This window comes from Verrucosispora sp. WMMD703 (assembly GCF_049178935.1).
GTDB lineage: Bacteria > Actinomycetota > Actinomycetes > Mycobacteriales > Micromonosporaceae > Micromonospora > Micromonospora sediminimaris.
In genome coordinates, this window is sequence record NZ_JBMHMM010000004.1 from 642,301 (window position 1) to 662,600 (window position 20,300).

The window sequence follows — 20,300 nt, forward strand, 5'->3', positions numbered from 1 at the left end:
CTGAGTGAATAGTGGCCGGGTGTCCACACCGCACCTGCTGCTGGGGCTGCTCGCCACCGGCACCATGCACGGGTACGAGCTGAAGCGGGCCCACGACACCCGGCTGCCGCAGGCCCGCCCGTTGGCGTTCGGGCAGGTCTACGCCACGCTGGGGCGGCTGCTGCGGGACGGTTTGGTGGCCTCGACCGGGCCGGAGCGCCTCGCCGGGCCGGATCGGACGGCGTACACGCTGACCGAGCAGGGGCGGGCCACGCTGGACCAGTGGCTGAGCAGCGTCGAGCCACCGATGCCGTACGTGAACAGTCCGCTGTTCGCAAAGGTCGTGGTGGCGTTGCTGGTGGCCGACGTGGACCGGGCGCGGGCATACCTCGTCGCGCAGCGGCGCGCGCACACCGAGCGGTTGCGTGAGCTGACCGCACTGAAGACGGCCCCGTCGGTCACCGTCGACGACATCGTGGCGGCCGACTACGCCATCGCTCATCTCGACGCCGACCTGCGGTGGTTGCACACCACCCTGGACCGGGTCGCCGACTGGCACCGGGAGGTGCACCCGTGACGCAACTTCAGGCTCGCGGTCTGGTGAAGTCGTACGGACCGACACCCGCGCTGCGGGGCATCACCCTCGACATCGACGAGGGGGAGATAGTCGCGGTGACCGGGCCGAGCGGCTGCGGCAAGTCCACCCTGCTGCACTGCCTCGCCGGCATCCTGCGGCCCGACGCGGGCGAGGTGAGTTGGCGTGGGCACCGGCTGGACACCTGGTCCGAGGCGGCCCGCTCCCGGCTGCGGCGTACCGATTTCGGGGTCTTGTTCCAGTTCGGTCAGCTCGTCCCCGAGCTGACCGCGGCGGAGAACGTCGCCCTTCCGTTGTTGCTCGCCGGCACGGGGCGGCGAGCGGCACGGACGGCGGCGCTTACCTGGTTGGAGCGGCTGAGTGTGGCGGAGTGCGCCGACGTGCGTCCCGGCGAGATGTCCGGCGGTCAGCAACAGCGCTGCGCCACCGCCCGGGCACTTGTCACCGAACCACGGGTGCTCTTCGCCGACGAGCCGACAGGTGCGCTGGACACCCTCGCCGGGGAGCAGGTGCTGACGCAACTGGTCCGGCTGGCCCGGGAGCACCGCACGAGCGTCGTCCTGGTCACCCACGAGCCACGGATCGCCGCGTACGCCGATCGTGAGGTCGTCCTGCGCGACGGCGTGATCGACCACACCGGTCTGGGCCTCGACGCGCCGCTCGCCGGCGGCTCCCGGTGAGCCTCGCGACCCTGACCAGGCTGGCCCTCGCCGGCAACCGCACCGACGCCGCCCGGGTGGCGCTGACCGCGCTGAGCGCCCTGCTGGCCACGCTCGCCGGGCTCGCGGCCCTGACGGTGCTGGCCATCGAGAAACCGCCTGGTGACGCGTGGCAGCAGTCCGAGCAGTACGTGAACGCGTTGCTGCGCGAGCCGGGGCTGCGCGGCGGGACGGCGTTCGCGCTTGTGATGCTGACCATCCCGGTGCTGGCCCTGGCCGGCCAGAGCGCCCGGCTGGGCGCGCCGTCGCGGGACCGACGGCTCGCCGCGTTGCGGCTGGCCGGCGCGACCCCCGGCCAGGTGACCCGGGTCGCCATGCTGGAGACCGGGCTCGCCAGCCTCGCCGGAACCGTTCTCGGGCTGGCCTGCTACCTCGGCGGGCGGGAGGTGCTGCACCGGCCGGACGACAACGGCCAGTTGGCCCTGCCCACCGACGTGCTGCCGCCGGTGCCGGCGATGGCGGCGGTGGTGCTCGGGCTCCCGGTGCTCGCCGCGGCGGCCACCGCAGTCCTGCTCCGTGCGGTCGCCACCACACCGCTGGGGGTGGTCCGCCGGGCCGGACGCACCGGGTCCCCCCAGCCATGGCCGGCGCTGCTGATCGGGCTCGGAGTGCTGGCGGCGGCGGTTGTCGAACCGATCCAGTGGGCCCTACGGGGGGCCGCCCTCGAATGGCTGGCCCTGGTCGCCATGGTCGGCATCTTCGGCGCGGTGATGGGGGTGATCTTCGGGGCCGGCTGGATCGCGCACCTGGCCGGGCGGACGCTGCACCGTCTCGCCAGGCGTCCGGCCGCGCTGCTGGCAGCCCGCCGGTTGACCGACGACCCCTGGGCCAGCAGCCGCACCTTCGCCGCCCTGCTGGCCGCCCTGATCATCGCTGGCGGCGCGGCGGCCTTCCGAGCCTCGTTCCAGCTCAGGGCGGAGCTGGAACAGGAGCAGAACCGGCTGGCCGGTTTCGGCGACGACGCCTTCCACGACTCCTTCTACCTGAACACCATGGATCTGGTCGACCTCGCCGTGGCCGCAGCGGTGGCCATCGCCGCCGCCGGCCTGCTCGTCACACTTGTGGAGGGGATCGTCTCCCGCCGCCGGACGTACGCCGCCCTGGTGGCGACCGGCGTGCCCCGGGCCACCATCGGCACCTCGATCGCCTGGCAGGTGCTGGCCCCGGTGGTGCCCGCCGTGCTGATCGCGCTCGGCGTCGGGTACGCCATCGGCCGACTGCTCACCGGCGACCTCAGCCCGGGCGCGCGCCGGCCGGACGTACCGCTTGAGCAGCTGGCGTTGCAGGGTGCCGGCGCGATCGTCGCGGTGCTGGTCGTGGTCGGGCTGGGGGTGCTCTTCCTGCGGTCCACCACAGCGGTGGAGGAGCTACGCGCCACCTGAGCAGCCGTCGGCGCTCGCGGGATGCGGGATGTCGGGCTTTCCTGCCTCCAGGAAGCCGCGAGATGCCGCATCCCGCGAGCTGACCCGGCTGGCCAGCCGGTCAGGCGCGGCCGAAGCGGTCCAGGGTCCAGGCGTTTATGAACGCCTCCTCCCGCCAGGCGTCGTAACGCCCGCTCGGCCCGCCGTGACCCGCCTCCATCTCGGTCTTGAGCAGGTAGTCACCCTGCGGCGCGACCGCCCGCAGCCGCGCGATCCACTTCGCCGGCTCGTGGTAGAGCACCCGGGTGTCGTTGAGGCTTGTCATCGCCAGGATCGCCGGGTAGTCCAGGGCCGCGACGTTCTCGTACGGGGTGTACGACTTCATGTACGCGTACACCTCGGGGTCCGCCAGCGGGTTGCCCCACTCCTCCCACTCGGTGACGGTGAGCGGCAGCGACGGGTCCAGGATCGTGTTGAGCGCGTCCACGAACGGCACCTGCGCGACGATGCCGGCGAAGGCGTCCGGGGCCAGGTTGGCCACCGCGCCCATCAGCAACCCGCCGGCCGAGCCACCCCGGGCGACCAGCCGGTCCGGTGCCGTCCAGCCCGCCTTCGCCAGGTGTCGGGCACAGGCCACGAAGTCGGTGAAGGTGTTCTTCTTGGCGAGCATCTTGCCGTGGTCGTACCACCGGCGACCCAACTCGCCACCGCCCCGGATGTGGGCCACCGCGAAGATCACCCCACGGTCCAACAGGGACAGTCGGCCGACCGAGAACCACGGGTCCATGCTCGCCTCGTACGAGCCGTAGCCGTAGATGACGCAGGGCGCCGAGCCGTCCCGGGGGGTGCCGCGCCGGTACACCAGGGAGATCGGCACCTTGGTGCCGTCGTCGGCCAGCGCCCAGTCGCGCTGCTGCTCGTAGTCCTCCGGCCGGTACACCTGACCGTCCGGCCCGGGCAGCACCGGCCGTTGGCGCAGCAGCGTCATCTCCCGGGTGACGAGGTCGTAGTCGTACACCGAGTCGGGCGTGACAAGCGAGGTGTAGCGCAGCCGCAGCCGGCCGGTGCGGTACTCGGGGTTGGCGTCCAGGCCGACGGTGTGCAGTGGCTCCGGGAACTCGATGTCGTGGGCGTCACCGCCGCCGACGGGCAGGACCCGCAGCCCGGTCAGGCCGTTGCTGCGTACCGTGACGACCAGGTGGTCGGCGAAGGCGTCGACCGACTCCAGCCGGGTGCCCGGCGAGTGCTCGATCAACGGCACCCAGTCGCCCGGGGCGTCGGCCGAGGTGTACGCGAGGGCGAAATCCTCGGCATCGTCGTTGTGCAGGATCAGGAACCGGTGGCCGTGGTGCTCCACCGAGTACTCGACCCCCTGCCGGCGGGGTGCGATCACCGCCGGCTCGCCCGTCGGGTTGCCGGCCGGGATCACCCGTACCTCGCTGGTGAGCTTGCTGGCGATGTCGATGAGGACGAACCGCTCCGAGCGGGTCAGCTCGACACCGACCCAGAACCGCTCGTCGTCCTCGGTGTGCACCACCACGTCCTCGGTGGTGGCGGTGCCGATGACGTGTCGCCAGACCCGGTTGGGTCGCCACGCCTCGTCAACGGTCACGTAGAACAGCACCGAGGCGTCGCCGGACCACGCGGTGCCGTAGAAGGTGCCGGGAATCTCGTCGGGGAGCAGCTCACCGGTGCTGAGGTCCTTCACCCGCAGGGTGAACCGCTCGTCACCGGAGAAGTCGGTGGAGTAGGCCAGGTAGCGCCCATCGGGGCTGACGTCGAAGGCGCCGAGCGAGAAGAAGTCGTGCCCCTTGGCCAACTCGTTGCCGTCCAGCAGGATCTGCTCCCCGTCGAGCGGGGCGCCATCGGTGCTGATCGGCGGGGTGGTCTCGTCGGGGCGGACCGCCCGACGGCAGTGCACGCCGTACTGCTGGCCCTCGACGGTGCGGGTGTAGTACCAGTGCTGGCCCTTGCGGGTCGGCACGGACAGGTCGGTCTCCTGGGTACGCCGCCGGATCTCCTCGAACAATGTCGTACGCAGCCCGGACAGGTGCGCCGTCCGGGCCTCGGTCCAGGCGTTCTCGGCGTTCAGATAGTTGATCGTTTCCGGATCGTCCTTGGTGGCGAGCCAGGCGTACTCGTCGACGACGGTGTCGCCGTGGTGGACACGTTCGGTCGGCACCCGCCTGGCCGCGGGAACGGGGGTCTCGGTGGTCACGGCGCCACGTTACCGGCCGTAGCGACATGTGGCGCGGTGCAATTCCACCTCCAATCGTTCGAACACATGTACGATCGCCGGCATGGTGCCACCCCCTTCCGCCGGTACGTCCGGTGTCCGCGACATCACCCGCCGACTGAGCGAGATCTGCGGTCCGCGCTTCGCGCGCCGCGCCGGTCCCGCCGACGAGGTGGCCGGGAGCACGGCCCGCTGGGTGGCGGTGCCCGGTGGTCCGCACGCGGCTGCGCAGGTGTTGCGACTGGCCGCCCGGCACGACCTGAGCGTGGTGCCCCGAGGGGCCGGCACCAAGATCGACTGGGGTGCGCCGCCCGAACGGGTCGACATCATGCTCGACACCGGGAGACTGGCCGGCATCGGCCACCAGTCGCCGGACCGGGGCACTGCCGAGATCGGCGCCGGTACGCCGCTGCGTGCGGTACAGGCCGCCCTGGAGCGCACCGGCCGGCGGCTCGCGTTGGACGCTCCCTCACCCGGTGCCACGCTCGGCGGAGTGCTGGCGGCGGACGAGGCCGGTCCGTTGCGTCACCGACACGGCACCGCCTGCGATCAGCTCGTCGGCCTGCGTTACCTGGCTGCCGACGGTGAGCTGGCCGAGGCGGGCGGCGGGGCGGCCGGGCTGGCCGAGGCGCGACTGCTGTGCGGTTCGGAGGGAGCACTCGGCGTGCTGGTCAGCGCGACGCTGCGGGTGCAGGCGGTGCCGGCCGCCCGGGTCTGGGTGACCCGGCCGGTGTGGACCCCGCTGGAGGTGCACGACCTGATCCGGGCGGTGCTCGCGGCCCGGCTCGACCCGGCCGCGATCGAGCTCGATCTGCCGGTCGGCACCGGCTGTCGCCCACGACGGGACCGCCGTGCCGAGTCGATGGCACTGCACCCGTCGATGACCGGGCGCGCGTCGACCGGCCCGGCGGGCACCGGTTCGCTTGTGGTGCTCCTGGAGGGCGGCCCCGCGGAGGTGGCGGAGCGCACCGACCGGTTGATCGGTCTCTTCGGCTCCAGCACCGTGGTCGCCCGGACGGCGCCACCGTGGTGGCGCAGCTACCCCTTCGCCCCCGGCGACACGGCCTTGCGGCTGGAGGTGCCGATGACCGATCTGCACGCCGCCGTCTACGCCCTGCGCGACGCGGCCGGTGGGCCGGTGCCGGTACGCGGCTCGGCCGGGCTCGGCGTGGTGCACGCCGCCCTGCCCGGGGCGATGGCACCGAGCCGGGTCGCGTCGATCCTGGCCGCGGTGCGTGGCGTGCTGCTCGCCCGACAGGGCCGGTGCGTGGTGCTCGCCGCCCCGCCGGCCGTCCGCCGTACCGTCGACCTGTGGGGCGAGCGGGCCGATCTGGCCCAGCTACGCGCCGTCAAGCAGCACCTGGACCCGACCCACCGCCTCGCCCCCGGCCGCCTCCCCGGCGGCCTCTAGGCCGGTGTCCAGGATCGTTGGCGGTGTCGAGATCCTTGGCCGGCGCGCGCTAGTCCGGCAGCGCGTCGTTGCGGAGGACGAGGATGGCGATGTCGTCGCGGGGCTCCTCGACCGAGAAGTTGATCGCGGTGGAGCGTAACCGGGCCGCCACCACGTCCGCCGAGTAACCGGCCAGCGGCGCGGCGGCGTCGCGCAGCCGCCCGGTGCCGAACAGTTCCCGGCCCCGGCGACGCTCGGTCACCCCGTCGGTGTAGAAGACCAGGCAGTCACCCGGGGCGAGGGCGAGTTGCGCGGTGGGGGAGGCGATCGTGTCGAGCAGCCCGAGTGCGGTACCACCGGTGCCGACGAAGGCGGCCGGGCCGCCGCTGGATCGCAGCAGCACCGGCCGGTCGTGCCCAGCCAGGTGCAGCCCGACGTCGAGCCGGTCGCCCTCACCCGGCCCGACCGCCGCCAACGCCAGCGTGCAGTAGCGGCCGGCACCCCGATCCACAAGCGTCTCGTTGAGCCGGGCCAGCACCTCGGGCAGCGGCTTGCCGTCGCCGGCCAGCACCCGGATGACGTCCCGCACCAGCCCGGTGACCGCCGCCGCTTGCACTCCCTTGCCGGAGACGTCGCCGATCACCACCAGCCAGCGCCCGTCCGGCAGCGGCACCACGTCGTAGAAGTCGCCGCCGACGTCGACGTCCCCGCCGGTCGGCACGTACTCGGCGGCGAAGCCGATGCCCTCCACCACCGGCAGGACCGGCGGCAGCAACGACTGTTGCAGGGTCTGGGCCACCCGGCGGCGCTCGGCATGGATGCGGGCGTTCTCGATGGCGAGGGCGGCCCGTCGGGCCACGTCCTCCAGCACCGCGATCTCGTCCGGATCCTGCCGGTGCCGCTGGTGCCGTCCGACGGCCAGGGTGCCGAGGCGCTGCCCTCGGGCGATCAACGGTACGGCGAAGCCCTCCATCGGCGCGCCGAGCGGGGTCCGGGTGCCGTTGCGGCTGGCCTCCCGTAGCCGAGCCAAAATGGAATCAGGGCCGGCCTCGCGGAGCGTGGCGTGCAGCTGCGGCAGCACCGACTCGTCGGCGTGGCTGGCCGCCGCGAGCCGGAGCCGGCCCCACTCGTCGGTGGTGTGCACCGCGCACCACTGGCCGAGCCGGGGCACCACCAGCTGCGGGATGAGTGCCATGGTCAGTTCCACGTCCAGCGACTGGGCGAGCAGCTCGCTGGCCTCGGCGAGGAAGGTCAGCCAGGCCTGCCGGCGTACGTCCGCGCGGCGCAGCCGGTCGTTCTCCAGGTGCAGCGAGAGCCGCTCGGCGGTCAGCACCGCCAGCGGCTGGGCGTACGCGGTGGGCGCGGCGTCCAGTTCCAGCTCACCGGCGTACGGGCGGTGCACGGCCAGCGGCACCCGGAGCAGGTCGTTACCGGCCCGGGGCTGGCGGCCGTACCGGGCGAGGACCTGGGCGCCCTGGCCGTCGCCGCGGTCCAGCCGGACCACCCCGCCGGCGGCGCCGACCATCTCCGCCACCCGGGTCAGCAGGCCGGCGGCGAAGTCCGGCAGCGGATCCTCGGCGTACGGGTCGGGGGTGGTCTGCATCAGCGCGTTCATCGCACCGGGGCTGGGCACGGCGGTCTGTCCGGCGCTGTCCGGTTGGGCGGCGCTCGCCGGTGGCGCGGGTGTGGCCGGTCCCTTGCCCTTCCGATCGGACCGGTCCAGCCGGAACCACACGCCCTTGCCGGTGCGCAGGTAGGTGGTGCCCCAGCGGCTGGCGAAGTGGTCGACCAGCAGCAGCCCACGCCCCCGTTCGGCGACCTCGGCGATGTCGGTCGCCTGGTTGCGTACGCCGACGGTCAGCTCGTCGACCGGGCCGGCGGCGAAGTCGGAGACCGTGACGGTCAGCCCCGCCTGGTCGGCGGTGACCTCGATGTCCAGTTCGGTGCGGGCGTGCTCGACCGCGTTCGTGGACAGCTCGGTGGTCAACAGAAGTGCCTCGTTGAGCAGTTCGTCCAGGTCCGCCTCCGCGAGCACGGACCGGACGACCGCGCGCGCGGCGGCCGGTGTACGGCGGTCGGCGGGAAGCCGGACGCGCCGCGCGTGCTCGTCTGGGCCCGTCTTCGCCGCGGGCCCCGCCTCCGCTGACACCCTCGTATCCTCCACCGACACCTCTGAAGTGCCAAGCCGATCACCACCGGGGCTTTGCCGTCGGACCGTGCCGTGCCGTGGCGTTTTCGAGGTCACGGGGACAATGATGGGGTGGCCGGTGGGAGCCGGTGTACCCCGAGGTGAGCGAGGAATGATGACCACGGCGAAACAGTCGGTGACCGCGGAGACCTCCGCCGCCGACCACGAGGCGGTCCTCACCGAGCTGGCGGAGGCGCTACGGCGGGTCCGTGGCGGTGATCTCAAGGTGCGGTTGCCCCGGCGTTCGGGCGCGGCCGGTGAGGTGGCGGACGCCTTCAACGACGTGGTGTCGCTCCAGGAGCGGCAGCACCTGGATCTGCGCCGGATCAGTCGGGTCGTGGGCCGCGACGGCCGGCTGACCGAGCGGCTGGACGAGGAAGGGCTGGACGGCTCCTGGGCGGAGGGGCAGCGGGCGGTCAACTCGCTGATCGACGACCTGGGTCGACCCACCACCGAGATCGCCCGGGTCATCGTGGCGGTCGCCGACGGTGACCTCACCCAGCACATGGCGCTGGAGATCGACGGCCGCCCGCTGCGGGGTGAGTACCTGCGGATCGGTCGGACGGTCAACACCATGGTCGACCAGCTCTCGTCCTTCTCCAACGAGGTGACCCGGGTGGCCCGGGAGGTGGGCACCGAGGGCAAGCTGGGCGGCCAGGCCGACGTCCGCGGCGTCGCCGGCACCTGGAAGGACCTCACCGACTCGGTGAACACCATGGCGTCGAACCTGACCGGCCAGGTCCGGTCGATCTCCCAGGTGGCGACCGCGGTGGCCAAGGGTGACCTCTCGCAGAAGATCACCGTCAGCGCGCGCGGCGAGGTCGCCGAGCTGGCCGACACGATGAATTCGCTCACCGACACGCTGCGCCTCTTCGCCGAGCAGGTGACGCGGGTGGCCCGGGAGGTGGGTACCGAGGGCAAGCTGGGCGGTCAGGCGGAGGTGCCGGGCGTAGCGGGCACCTGGAAGGACCTGACCGACAGCGTCAACTCGATGGCGTCGAACCTGACCGCCCAGGTGCGGAACATCGCTCAGGTCTCCACGGCTGTGGCCCGGGGTGACCTGTCGCAGAAGATCACCGTGGCCGCGCAGGGCGAGATCCTGGAACTCAAGGACACCGTCAACACGATGGTGGACCAGTTGTCGTCGTTCGCCGACGAGGTGACGCGGGTGGCCCGTGAGGTGGGTACCGAGGGCAAGCTGGGCGGTCAGGCCCAGGTGCGCGGCGTCTCCGGCACCTGGCGTGACCTCACTGAGAACGTCAACCAGCTCGCCGGGAACCTGACCAGCCAGGTCCGCAACATCTCCCAGGTCTCCACGGCCGTCGCCAAGGGTGACCTGAGCCAGAAGATCACGGTCGACGCCCGGGGCGAGATCCTGGAGCTGAAGAACACCGTCAACACGATGGTGGACCAGTTGTCGTCGTTCGCCGACGAGGTGACCCGGGTGGCCCGTGAGGTGGGCACCGAGGGCAAGCTGGGCGGTCAGGCTCAGGTCAAGGGCGTCAGCGGCACCTGGCGGGACCTGACCGACAACGTGAACTCGATGGCGTCGAACCTGACCAGCCAGGTACGGAACATCGCCTCGGTCACCACGGCGGTGGCGCGGGGCGACCTGTCGCAGAAGATCACGGTGGATGCCCGGGGCGAGATCCTGGAGCTGAAGTCGACGGTGAACACGATGGTCGATCAGCTGTCGTCGTTCGCCGACGAGGTGACGCGGGTGGCCCGTGAGGTGGGCACCGAGGGCAACCTCGGCGGTCAGGCTCAGGTCAAGGGCGTCAGCGGCACCTGGCGGGATCTGACCGACAACGTGAACTCGATGGCGTCGAACCTGACCGCCCAGGTACGGAACATCGCCCAGGTCTCCACGGCGGTCGCCAAGGGTGACCTGAGCCAGAAGATCACGGTGGATGCCCGGGGCGAGATCCTGGAGCTGAAGTCGACGGTGAACACGATGGTGGATCAGCTGTCGTCGTTCGCCGACGAGGTGACGCGGGTGGCCCGTGAGGTGGGTACCGAGGGCAAGCTGGGCGGCCAGGCCCAGGTGCGCGGCGTTGCCGGCACCTGGCGGGATCTGACCGACAACGTGAACTCGATGGCGTCGAACCTGACCAGCCAGGTCCGCAACATCGCCTCGGTCACCACCGCGGTGGCCAACGGTGACCTGTCGCAGAAGATCACGGTCGACGCGCAGGGCGAGATCCTGGAGCTGAAGAACACGGTCAACACGATGGTGGACCAGTTGTCGTCGTTCGCCGACGAGGTGACCCGGGTGGCCCGTGAGGTGGGTACCGAGGGCAAGCTGGGCGGTCAGGCTCAGGTCAAGGGCGTCAGCGGCACCTGGCGGGACCTCACCGAGAACGTCAACCAGCTCGCCTCGACGCTCACCACCCAGCTACGCGCGATCGCCCGCGTCTCGACCTCGGTGACCCGGGGCGACCTCACCCAGCGGATCGCGGTGAAGGCGCAGGGCGAGGTCGCCGAGCTGAAGGACAACATCAACCAGATGATCGTCACTCTGCGGGAGACGACCCACAAGAACGCCGAGCAGGGGTGGCTCGACTCCAACCTCGCCCGTATCGGCGGCCTGCTCCAGGGCCAGCGTGATCTCGGCGAGGTCTGCCGGATGATCATGCAGGAGGTCACTCCGCTTGTCGACGCGCAGCTGGGTGCCTTCTTCCTGGTGGACAACTCCGAGGGCGTGATGCGGCTGCGGTTGACCGCCTCGTACGGCTACGTCTCCCGGGGGCACGACGTGACCTTCGGGCCGGGCGAGGGGCTGGTCGGCCAGGCCGCCCTGTCCCGGCGCACCATCCGGGTCGGAGCCGTACCGGACGGCCGGATCACCCTGCGGTCCGGGTTGGCCGACACGCCCCCGGCCGACCTGGTCGTCCTGCCGGTCCTCTTCGAGGGCGAGCTGCTCGGCGTGATCGAGTTCGCCACCGTCACACCCTTCTCCGAGCTGCACCTGTCGTTCCTGGAACGGCTGGTCTCCACCATCGGCATCGCGGTCAACACCATTCAGGCGAACCGGCGTACGGAGGAACTGCTCGCGCAGTCGCAGCGGCTGGCACACGAGTTGCAGGAGCAGTCGGCGGAGTTGCAGCGGACCAACGCCGAACTTGAGGACAAGGCCAAACTGCTGTCGGAGCAGAAGGCGAACATCGAGACCCAGAACCGGGAGATCGAACTGGCCCGGCTGGGCCTGGAGGACAAGGCGCAGCAGCTCACCCGGGCCTCGGCGTACAAGTCGGAGTTCCTGGCGAACATGAGCCACGAGCTGCGTACGCCGCTGAACTCGCTGCTGCTGCTGGCCCGGTTGCTGATGGAGAACTCCGAGCAGAACCTCACGCCGAAGCAGATCGAGTTCGCCCGCACGATCCACGGCTCCGGGTCGGACCTGCTGCGCCTGATCGACGACATCCTGGATCTTTCCAAGATCGAGGCTGGGCGGATGGACGTCGAGCCGACCGAGGTCCGGTTCACCGAGATCTGCAACTACGTGGAACAGGCGTTCTCCCCGCAGGCCGAGGAGAAGGGCCTGGACTTCCAGGTACGCATCGGCAAGGACCTGCCGCCGGCCGTGGTGACCGACGCGCAGCGGCTTCAGCAGGTGCTGCGCAACCTGTTGTCGAACGCGGTCAAGTTCACCGACAACGGTGCGGTGACCCTGCGGATCTCCCGGGCGCCGGAGCACGCGGTGTTCGACGTACCGGCGCTGACCAACGCCCGGCAGGTGATCGCCTTCACGGTGATCGACACCGGTATCGGGATCTCCGACGACAAGCTGTCGCTGATCTTCGAGGCGTTCCAGCAGGCGGACGGGACGACCAGCCGCCGGTACGGCGGTACCGGGCTGGGCCTGTCGATCAGCCGTGACCTGGCCCGGCTGATCGGGGGCACGATCACGGTCGCCTCGGCACCCGGCCAGGGCTCGACGTTCACGCTCTACCTGCCCGACGTACTGGCGCCGGACGCGGTGGTGGCACCCGCGCCACCGTCACCGCAGCGGGCGGGTCTGCCGTCGTCGTTGTTGATGCCGCCGATGGAGTTGCTGTCGGAGGCGCCCGAGGCGCCGAAGACCCGCCAGCTCGACGGTGCCACCGTGCTGATCGTCGACGACGACGTGCGTAACGTCTTCGCGCTGACCAGCGCGCTCGAACTGCACGGCATGACCGTGCTGTACGCCGACAACGGCGCCGACGGGGTCCGCCTGTTGGCCGAACACCCGGAGGTCGATATCGTCCTGATGGATGCAATGATGCCCGATCAGGACGGATACGAGACAACCCGACAGATCAGGCGTAATCACCGGTTCGCGGACCTGCCGATCGTGTTCCTGACGGCGAAGGCCATGCCGGGGGATCGTGAGTCGGCGATAGCGGCCGGAGCCAGCGACTACATCACCAAGCCGGTCGACCTGGACCAGTTGATCGAGCTGATGGGCACCTGGATCAGTGGCAGCCGTACCGAGGAGGGCTCGTGACGCAGGTGGCGAAGGCGCTGCTGGTCGATGATCGCCGGGAGAACCTGATGGCCCTGGAGGCGATCCTCCAGGGGCTGCCGGTGCAGTCGGTCGCCGTGGAGAGCGGTGAGGCGGCGCTGAAGCAGTTGCTGGTGGACGACTTCGCGGTGATCCTGCTGGACGCCCAGATGCCGGACATGGACGGGTTCGAGACGGCGAGCCACATCAAGCGGCGGGAGCGTACCCGGCACGTGCCGATCATCTTCCTGACCGCTGCCGACCGGGACGCTCAACTGGCCCTGCGCGGCTACGCGGCGGGCGCGGTCGACTATCTCACCAAGCCGTTCGATCCGTGGGTGCTGCGGGCCAAGGTCTCCGTCTTCGTCGAGTTGTGGACCAAGACCCGCCAGCTGGCGGCGCAGTCCGAGATGGTGCGCGAACGCGACGCCCAGTGGCGGCTGCTCACCGACGCCGTCGACGAAGCCACCACCCTGCTCCGCAACGCCGACGACCCGGAGGCCCACGCCCGCGCCGTAGCCCTCCTCGAACAAGCCCGCTGGGGCACCACCCCCGACTAACCCCCAACCCACCCCCACCCCTCAACACCCCCCCAACCCCGCCGCCCGCCCCCGCGATCTTGCAGTTTTTGTCCCGACGAAAGGTGCAATCCGGGGCATTTGGACGACCGAAAGTGCAAGATCGCGGCGGCGGGCGCGGGCGGCGGGCGGGCGCGGGCGGCGGGCCGGGTGGGGATGGGTTAGGGGGTGGGGGTGTCGTTGCGGATCATCAGGGCGCTGCGTAGGCCGGTGATGTCCAGGACGCGCAGCAGGAACTCGCCGACGTTGGTCAGGACGAGCAGGCTCTGCGCGTGACTGGCCTTGCGGCTGAGGACGACCAGGGTGCCCAGCCCCTGCGAGTCGCAGAACGTCACGCCGCCGAGATCGAGGACGATCCGGGGCGGGGGCTCGGTGAGAACCTCGTTGACGACGGTCGATAGCTGGGCGGCCGTTTGCATGTCGATCTCACCGGCAAGGCGGAGGACTGCTTCGTCGCCCGTTCGGTGTACGGTGATGGACAGTTCGGCACGATCCACCGGGTCAGCCTATCGCGATCTCCGTCGACCGGCCTGTCGAGGCGTGCCGTCCCCGCGCAGCGTGCCGGGGGTGAGCCCGGTAACCCCCGGCCGGGGTGGCTGCCGATCCACAGCCGGGCGCTGACACAATGGCGGCATCGTGACCGAGGTGTTTACCGCCGGATCCGACCGCTACCCGGTCGACGCGCCGGCCTCAGCGGCCCTGTTCGACCGCGCCTGCGCCATCGTGCCGGGCGGGGTGAACTCCCCTGTGCGCGCCTTCCGGGCGGTCGGCGGCACCCCACGCTTCATGGTTCGAGGTGAGGGGCCCTGGCTCCACGACGCGGACGGTCGCCGTTACGTCGACCTGGTCTGCTCCTGGGGGCCGCTGATCCTGGGGCACGCCCACCCAGAGGTGGTCGCGGCCGTGCAGGCCGCCGCCGCGAACGGCACCAGTTTCGGTACGCCCACCCCCGGCGAGGTCGAACTGGCCGACGAGATCGTCGCGCGTACCCCGGTCGAGCAGGTCCGGCTGGTCAACTCGGGCACCGAGGCGACGATGTCGGCGATCCGCCTGGCGCGCGGCTACACCGGTCGCTCAAAGGTCATCAAGTTCGCCGGTTGCTACCACGGGCACGTCGACGCGCTGCTGGCCGCCGCCGGCTCCGGCGTGGCCACCCTCGGCCTGCCCGATTCGCCGGGGGTCACCGGCGCGGCGGCCAGCGAGACCATCGTGCTGCCCTACAACGACGTGACCGCCGTCGAGGCCGCCTTCGCCGCCGAGGGCCAGCACATCGCTGCGGTGATCACCGAGGCCGCACCGGGCAACATGGGCGTGGTCGCCCCCCGTGACGGGTTCAACGCGCAACTGGCCCGGATCGCGCACGCGCACGGCGCACTGCTGATCGTCGACGAGGTGATGACCGGGTTCCGGGTCTCCCGCGCCGGCTGGCACGGTCTCGATCCGGTCGAGGCGGACCTGTGGACGTACGGCAAGGTCATGGGTGGCGGCCTGCCCGCCGCGGCGTTCGGCGGGCGCGCGGAGATCATGTCGCGACTGGCTCCCGCTGGTCCGGTCTACCAGGCCGGCACCCTCTCCGGGAACCCGCTCGCCTGCGCGGCCGGGCTGACCACGCTGCGGCTCGCCGACGACGCGCTCTACCGCCGGCTGGACGACACCGCCGCCGTCGTGGGCAAGCTGGCCGCCGACGCGCTGTCCGCCGCCGGAGTCCCGCACCGGCTGTCGTACGCGGGCAACATGTTCTCGATCTTCTTTACCGATGCCGACGTGGTGGACTACGACAGCGCCCGCACCCAGCAGGTGCCGGCGTTCAAGGCGTTCTTCCACGCGATGCTCGCTGCCGGGGTCTATCTGCCGCCGAGCGCGTTCGAGTCCTGGTTCGTCTCGGCGGCGATCGACGATGCCGCCCTGGAACAGATCGCCGGCGCGCTGCCGACGGCGGCCAACGCGGCGGCAGCGGCAGGTCACGGGGGGTAGCGGTGAGTAAGACGGTGGTCCACGTGCTCCGGCACGGCGAGGTGTACAACCCGGACGGCATCCTGTACGGCCGGCTGCCCGGTTTCCGCCTCAGCGAACTGGGCGTCCAGATGGCCAAGGCCGCCGCGCAGGGGCTCGCCGAACGCGAGGTCGTGCACGTGGCGGCCAGCCCGCTGGAACGCGCCCAGCAGACCGCGGAGCCGATCGCCGCCCAGTTCCGGCTGCCCGTCGGAGTGGACGAGCGGCTGATCGAGAGCGCCAACTGGTTCGAGGGCAAGAAGGTCTCGCCCGGCGACGGCTCCTTCCGCGACCCGCGCAACTGGTGGGTGCTGCGTGACCCGGTCACCCCGTCCTGGGGCGAGGCGTACCGGGCCATCGCCGAGCGGATGTTCGCCGCGTTGCACGCCGCCCGGATCGCCGCCGAGGGCCGGGAGGCCGTCCTGGTCTCGCACCAGCTACCGATCTGGACGCTGCGCCGCTACGTGGAGCGCAAGCGGCTGTGGCACGACCCGCGTCGCCGGCAGTGTGCACTGGCTTCCCTCACCACCTTCCACTTCGACGGTGCCAAGATCGTCGGCATCGGCTACTCCGAACCGGCCGCACACCTGGTGGCGATGTCGCCGACGGCGCGGACGGCCAAGGGGGCCTGAGATGGGCGTCCGGAGGCTGGCTGTCGGCCTGCTCGCCGCCGCGACCACCGCGATGCTCCTGAGCGGTTGTACGGGCGACGGCCGGGAGTCCGACTGCGACAGTGCCGGCGGCATCGTCGAGTGTGCCCCGGAGCAGCGGTCCGCCGCCCCGAAGATCGCCGGTGAGCTGCTGGCCGGCGGGTCCTACGACGTGGTCGACCAGCGGGGCAAGGTCGTGGTGGTCAACTTCTGGGGCTCCTGGTGCGCGCCGTGCCGGGCCGAGGCCGACGACCTGGAGAACACCTACCAGGCCACGAAGGACTCCGGAGTGACCTTCCTCGGCATCAACGTGCAGGACAGCCGGGACAAGGCCATCGCCTTCGAGGAGGGCCGGGTCAGCTACCCGAGCATCTTCGACCCGGGCAGCCGACTCGCCCTCGACATGGACATCCCGCCGAACACCATCCCGGCCACCGTCGTACTGGACCGGGAGGGACGCATCGCCACGGTGATCCGGGCGGCGGTCCGGCAGGAGGGGCTGCAACCCATCGTCGAGCGGATCGCCGCCGAGGCACCCGCGCCGGCCGGTCAGCGCTGATGGGCGGGACCTTCGGTCAGCTCGCCGAGTCCGGCCCGTTGCTGTTGGCGTTGGGCGCGGCGGCGCTGGCCGGTCTGGTGAGCTTCCTGTCTCCGTGCGTGCTGCCGCTGATGCCCGGCTACCTCTCGTACGTCACCGGGCTGGCCGGCGCGGACCTCGAAGGTCGGCACGAGCCGACGCCCGCAGAGTCACCAGGTGGCGGTGGCGTCGGCACGGCCGTACGGGAGCGCACCCGGGTCGCCCCGGCGGTGAAGGGGCGGGTGCTGGCCGGGACGTTGCTGTTCATCGCCGGCTTCACCGTCGTGTTCACCGCCACCGCGGTCCTGTTCAGCGGCGTCGGCCGGGTCTTCTTCGACCACGAACGGACGCTGGAGATCATCGTCGGCGGGCTCATCGTCGTACTCGGTCTGGGCTATCTCGGTGCGCTGCCCGGGTTCCAGCGTGAGTTCCGGATCAACAGGTTGCCCGCCGCCGGCCTGCTCGGCGCGCCCGTGCTCGGTGCCGTGTTCGCGCTGAGCTGGGTGCCCTGCACCGGGCCGACGCTGGCCGCGGTGCTCGGGATGGCCACCACCAGCGGGCAGACCGACCGGGCGGTGGTGCTGGCGGTGGCGTACTGCCTCGGGCTGGGTCTTCCGTTCGTCGTCTTCGGGTTGGGCTTCAACCGGCTGCTCGGGGTGTTCCGCGCGGTGCGCCGGCACAGCCGTTGGGTCACCCGGATCGGCGGGGCGCTACTGATCCTGATCGGGCTGGCGCTGGTCACCGGTGGCTGGACCAACGTGGTGATCTGGTTGCAGACCACGGTCGGGGTGGGCAACTTCGAGGTGGGCATCTGATGACCGCCGTGGACGACCGTCCCGCCACACCGGCCGAGGCGCCCCGGCGCCGGCCCAACCCGCTGCTCGCGCTGCTGCGCAACTCGTGGCGGCAGCTGACCAGCATGCGTACCGCGCTGGTGTTGCTCTTCCTGCTCGCGATCGCCGCGATCCCCGGGTCGGTGCTGCCGCAGCGCGGGGTCAACCCCGAGGACGTACGCGACTTCTACACCGCCAACCCCGACCTGGCTCCGGTGCTGGACCGGGTGGGCGCGTTCGAGGCGTTCAGCTCGGTCTGGTTCTCGGCGATCTACCTGCTGCTGTTCACCTCGCTGATCGGCTGCATCACGCCCCGGCTCCGCGACCACGTCCGGGCGCTGCGGGCCCGTCCGCCGGCCGTACCGAAGCGGCTGGAGCGGCTGCCGCAGCATGCGGTGGTGCCCGCGCCCGAGGGCGGCGCGGCGGCGGTCGCCGAGACGCTGCGCCGACGGCGGTGGCGGGTGGCGGTACGTGGCGACGAGGTCTCCGCCGAGAAGGGCTACCTGAAGGAAACCGGCAACCTGATCTTCCACACCTCGATGGTGCTGGTGCTTGTCGGTGTCGCGCTCGGTTCCTGGTACGGCTGGCACGGCAACCGGCTGCTGGTGGCGGGAGCGGACCAGGTCTTCTGCAACACCCGCCAGCAGTACGCCGAGGCGAAACTCGGCCCGCGCGTCGGTGACGACCTGCCCCGGTTCTGCATGCAGTTGGACGAGTTCGACGCGCAGTTCCTGCCGAACGGCCAGGCGTCCTCGTTCAACGCGAAGGTGACCGTCGACGAGGACGGCGGCGCGCCCCGCCAGGCCGAGTTCTCGGTCAATGCACCGTTGCGCCTCGACGGCGCGAACGTCTACCTGCTCGGGCACGGCTACGCCCCGGTGATCCGGTACACCGACCGGTTCGGTGGCACCCAGACCAGCACCGTGCCGTTCCTCACCACCGGCGACATCGGGCTGACCGGCGAGGGGCTGGCCGCCTTCCCGGACGCCAACGTCGACCCGGAGACCGGCGAGCGGAACCCGGATCTCCAGGTGGCCTTCTCCGGGCTCTACCTGCCGACCGCGCCGCAGGAGCCGCCGTTCGTACGCTCGGAGCACCCGACCGAGCAGAATCCGCTGCTCGACCTGGTTGCGTACCGGGGGAACCTGGGGCTCGACGCCGGCATCCCCGGCTCGGTCTACCAGCTCGACCAGCGTCAGCTACGCAACGGCCGGCTCACCGAGATCGGGGCGAAGCAGCTGCGGATCGGCGAGCGCTGGACGCTTGACGACGGCACCACAGTCGAGTTCGTGGGCACGGAGCGGTACATCGTGCTGTCGGTACGGCACGACCCGGGCACGATGCTGCTGCTGGTCAGCTCCATCGGGCTGGTGCTGGGGCTGATGGGTTCGCTCTTCGTCAGGCGTCGGCGGGTGTTCGTGCGGCTGCTGCCGGCGGGTCCAGGTCTGCCGGCCGGTCCGGGTGACCCCGACGGTGGATCTCCGACGGGCGGTAGTAGTTTGGTCGAGGTGGCTGGTCTGCCGCGTACCGAGCATCCCGGGTTCGCCGCCGAGTTCGCCCAACTGGTCGCCGCGATCGGTGGACGATCCGGTGACGCCGGCACCGACCCGGGCGCGTCGGCCCGGGCGCGGGAAGGAGCCGAGTGATGTCCGCACTCTCCGATCAGCTGGTGTCGATCGCCACGCTTGTGTATCTGCTGGCGATGATCAGTCACGCCGTCGAGTACGCCCTCGGCAACTCGCGCGCCAGGGTCGTCGTGGCACCGGCCCGCGAGCTGGTCGGCGCGGGGGTGGGCGCGTCGACCGTCGAGGTGACTGTCGGTCCGGCCGGGGACGGCCTGGCGACGGACGGCATCGCCACGGATGGCCGGAGCGCGGGCGATCTCGCCGACGGGTCGTCGGCGGTCGGTGGCGCTGTGGTGGACCCGGCGACATCGGGTCGGGCCGATCGGACCGCGCGGCGGGCGGAGCTGGGCGGCCGGATCGCGGTCGGGCTGACCGCCGTCGCCGCCGCGCTGCACCTGGCAGCACTCGTCACCCGGGGCCTGGCCGCTGACCGGATGCCGTGGGGCAACATGTACGAGTTCGTGCTCACGGTCTCGTTCATCGGGGTCGCCGCCTGGCTGACCGTGCTGGTGAAGTGGCCGTTCCTGCGCCGCCTCGGGCTGTTCCTGACCCTGGTGATGGTGCTGCTGGTGGCCACCGCCGAGCTGGTGCTCTACACCCCGATCGTGCCGCTGGTGCCGGCGCTCAACTCGTACTGGTTCATCGTGCACGTGTCGACGATCGTCTTCGCCTCGGGCCTGTTCCTGCTGGGCGTGGTGCCGGCTGCGGCGTACCTGATGCGGGCCGGGTACGAGAACGGCAAGCGCAGCTTCCCGTACACCCTGGCGAAGCGGCTGCCGGCGGCGGCCGGGCTGGAACGGCTCACCTTCGTGCTGCACGCCTTCTCGTTCCCGATCTTCACCTTCGCGGTGATCGCCGGGGCGATCTGGGCCGAGGCGGCCTGGGGTCGCCCGTGGGGCTGGGACCCGAAGGAGACCTGGGCGTTCATCTCCTGGGTGGTGTACGCCGGCTACCTGCACGCCCGCGCCACGCCGAGCGTGCGGCGGAACACGGCCACCTGGCTGGCCATCCTCGGATTCCTGACCGTGCTGATGAACCTCTTCGGCGTGAACATCTTCTTCGAGGGCCTGCACTCCTACGGCGGCCTCTGATCC

General features: G+C 71.3%; 15 protein-coding genes. 12 read left to right on the plus strand and 3 right to left on the minus strand.

The genetic code is table 11. From position 1 onward, the window contains the following. Positions 1-19 precede the first annotated feature (19 nt). The 3 genes from ACN26Z_RS03620 to ACN26Z_RS03630 are packed head-to-tail and all read left to right on the plus strand — an operon-like array spanning position 20 to position 2,675. Positions 20-556 (plus strand): PadR family transcriptional regulator, encoded by a 537-nt coding sequence (locus ACN26Z_RS03620; RefSeq protein ID WP_093403933.1) that lies wholly within the window; start codon positions 20-22, stop codon positions 554-556. Then, positions 553-1,254 carry an ABC transporter ATP-binding protein gene (locus ACN26Z_RS03625; protein ID WP_093403935.1) on the plus strand — a complete coding sequence of 234 codons (702 nt, stop codon included), beginning with the start codon at positions 553-555 and terminating at the stop codon, positions 1,252-1,254. Before ACN26Z_RS03620 ends, ACN26Z_RS03625 begins: the two co-directional genes overlap by 4 nt. Continuing rightward, positions 1,251-2,675 carry an FtsX-like permease family protein gene (locus ACN26Z_RS03630; RefSeq protein ID WP_421459855.1) on the plus strand — a complete coding sequence of 475 codons (1,425 nt, stop codon included), beginning with the start codon at positions 1,251-1,253 and terminating at the stop codon, positions 2,673-2,675. Before ACN26Z_RS03625 ends, ACN26Z_RS03630 begins: the two co-directional genes overlap by 4 nt. A 100-nt stretch (positions 2,676-2,775) precedes the next feature. Here the strand turns inward: ACN26Z_RS03630 and ACN26Z_RS03635 are convergent, their stop codons facing one another. Further along, on the minus strand, positions 2,776-4,872 hold the full coding sequence (locus tag ACN26Z_RS03635; protein ID WP_093403938.1) for a S9 family peptidase: 2,097 nt from the start codon (positions 4,870-4,872) through the stop codon (positions 2,776-2,778). An 82-nt stretch (positions 4,873-4,954) separates the two neighbouring features. On the opposite strand from ACN26Z_RS03635, the gene ACN26Z_RS03640 reads away from it, so the two are divergent. After that, positions 4,955-6,301: an FAD-binding oxidoreductase gene (locus tag ACN26Z_RS03640; RefSeq protein ID WP_421459856.1), complete on the plus strand. Its 1,347-nt coding sequence runs from the start codon at positions 4,955-4,957 to the stop codon at positions 6,299-6,301. 49 nt (positions 6,302-6,350) lie between these two features. On the opposite strand, the gene ACN26Z_RS03645 is transcribed toward ACN26Z_RS03640, so the two are convergent. Next, positions 6,351-8,429, minus strand: coding sequence for a SpoIIE family protein phosphatase (locus ACN26Z_RS03645; RefSeq protein WP_421459857.1), 2,079 nt, complete (start codon positions 8,427-8,429; stop codon positions 6,351-6,353). A gap of 154 nt (positions 8,430-8,583) precedes the next feature. On the opposite strand from ACN26Z_RS03645, the gene ACN26Z_RS03650 reads away from it, so the two are divergent. Then, the gene (locus ACN26Z_RS03650; RefSeq protein ID WP_093404188.1) at positions 8,584-12,954 is read left to right on the plus strand and encodes a hybrid sensor histidine kinase/response regulator; all 4,371 of its coding nucleotides are present in this window, start codon (positions 8,584-8,586) and stop codon (positions 12,952-12,954) included. After that, the gene (locus tag ACN26Z_RS03655) at positions 12,951-13,511 is read left to right on the plus strand and encodes a response regulator (protein WP_093403943.1); all 561 of its coding nucleotides are present in this window, start codon (positions 12,951-12,953) and stop codon (positions 13,509-13,511) included. Before ACN26Z_RS03650 ends, ACN26Z_RS03655 begins: the two co-directional genes overlap by 4 nt. 179 nt (positions 13,512-13,690) lie before the next feature. Here ACN26Z_RS03655 and ACN26Z_RS03660 read toward each other — a convergent pair whose 3' ends face one another. Beyond that, entirely contained in the window at positions 13,691-14,026 is a 336-nt protein-coding gene (locus ACN26Z_RS03660; RefSeq protein WP_093403944.1) for an STAS domain-containing protein, read from the minus strand. Positions 14,027-14,165: 139 nt separating this feature from the next. Between ACN26Z_RS03660 and hemL the strand changes: the two genes are divergently transcribed. Genes hemL through ccsB form a run of 6 tightly spaced genes read left to right on the plus strand, consistent with a single transcriptional unit; the run spans position 14,166 to position 20,297 of the window. Then, a complete protein-coding gene (gene hemL / locus ACN26Z_RS03665; protein WP_421459858.1) occupies positions 14,166-15,503 on the plus strand; it encodes a glutamate-1-semialdehyde 2,1-aminomutase in 1,338 nt (445 codons plus the stop codon). Between the two features lie 2 nt (positions 15,504-15,505). Next, a complete protein-coding gene (locus ACN26Z_RS03670) occupies positions 15,506-16,153 on the plus strand; it encodes a histidine phosphatase family protein (RefSeq protein ID WP_093403947.1) in 648 nt (215 codons plus the stop codon). A 52-nt stretch (positions 16,154-16,205) separates the two neighbouring features. Then, positions 16,206-16,730, plus strand: a complete 525-nt coding sequence (locus ACN26Z_RS03675; RefSeq protein ID WP_421464512.1) for a TlpA family protein disulfide reductase — start codon at positions 16,206-16,208, stop codon at positions 16,728-16,730. After that, the gene (locus tag ACN26Z_RS03680) at positions 16,730-17,563 is read left to right on the plus strand and encodes a cytochrome c biogenesis CcdA family protein (RefSeq protein ID WP_421459859.1); all 834 of its coding nucleotides are present in this window, start codon (positions 16,730-16,732) and stop codon (positions 17,561-17,563) included. The genes ACN26Z_RS03675 and ACN26Z_RS03680 overlap by 1 nt, the downstream gene beginning before the upstream one ends. After that, the gene (resB, locus tag ACN26Z_RS03685; RefSeq protein ID WP_421459860.1) at positions 17,563-19,227 is read left to right on the plus strand and encodes a cytochrome c biogenesis protein ResB; all 1,665 of its coding nucleotides are present in this window, start codon (positions 17,563-17,565) and stop codon (positions 19,225-19,227) included. Before ACN26Z_RS03680 ends, resB begins: the two co-directional genes overlap by 1 nt. After that, entirely contained in the window at positions 19,227-20,297 is a 1,071-nt protein-coding gene (ccsB, locus tag ACN26Z_RS03690) for a c-type cytochrome biogenesis protein CcsB (RefSeq protein ID WP_421459861.1), read from the plus strand. Before resB ends, ccsB begins: the two co-directional genes overlap by 1 nt. Positions 20,298-20,300: the final 3 nt, after the last annotated feature.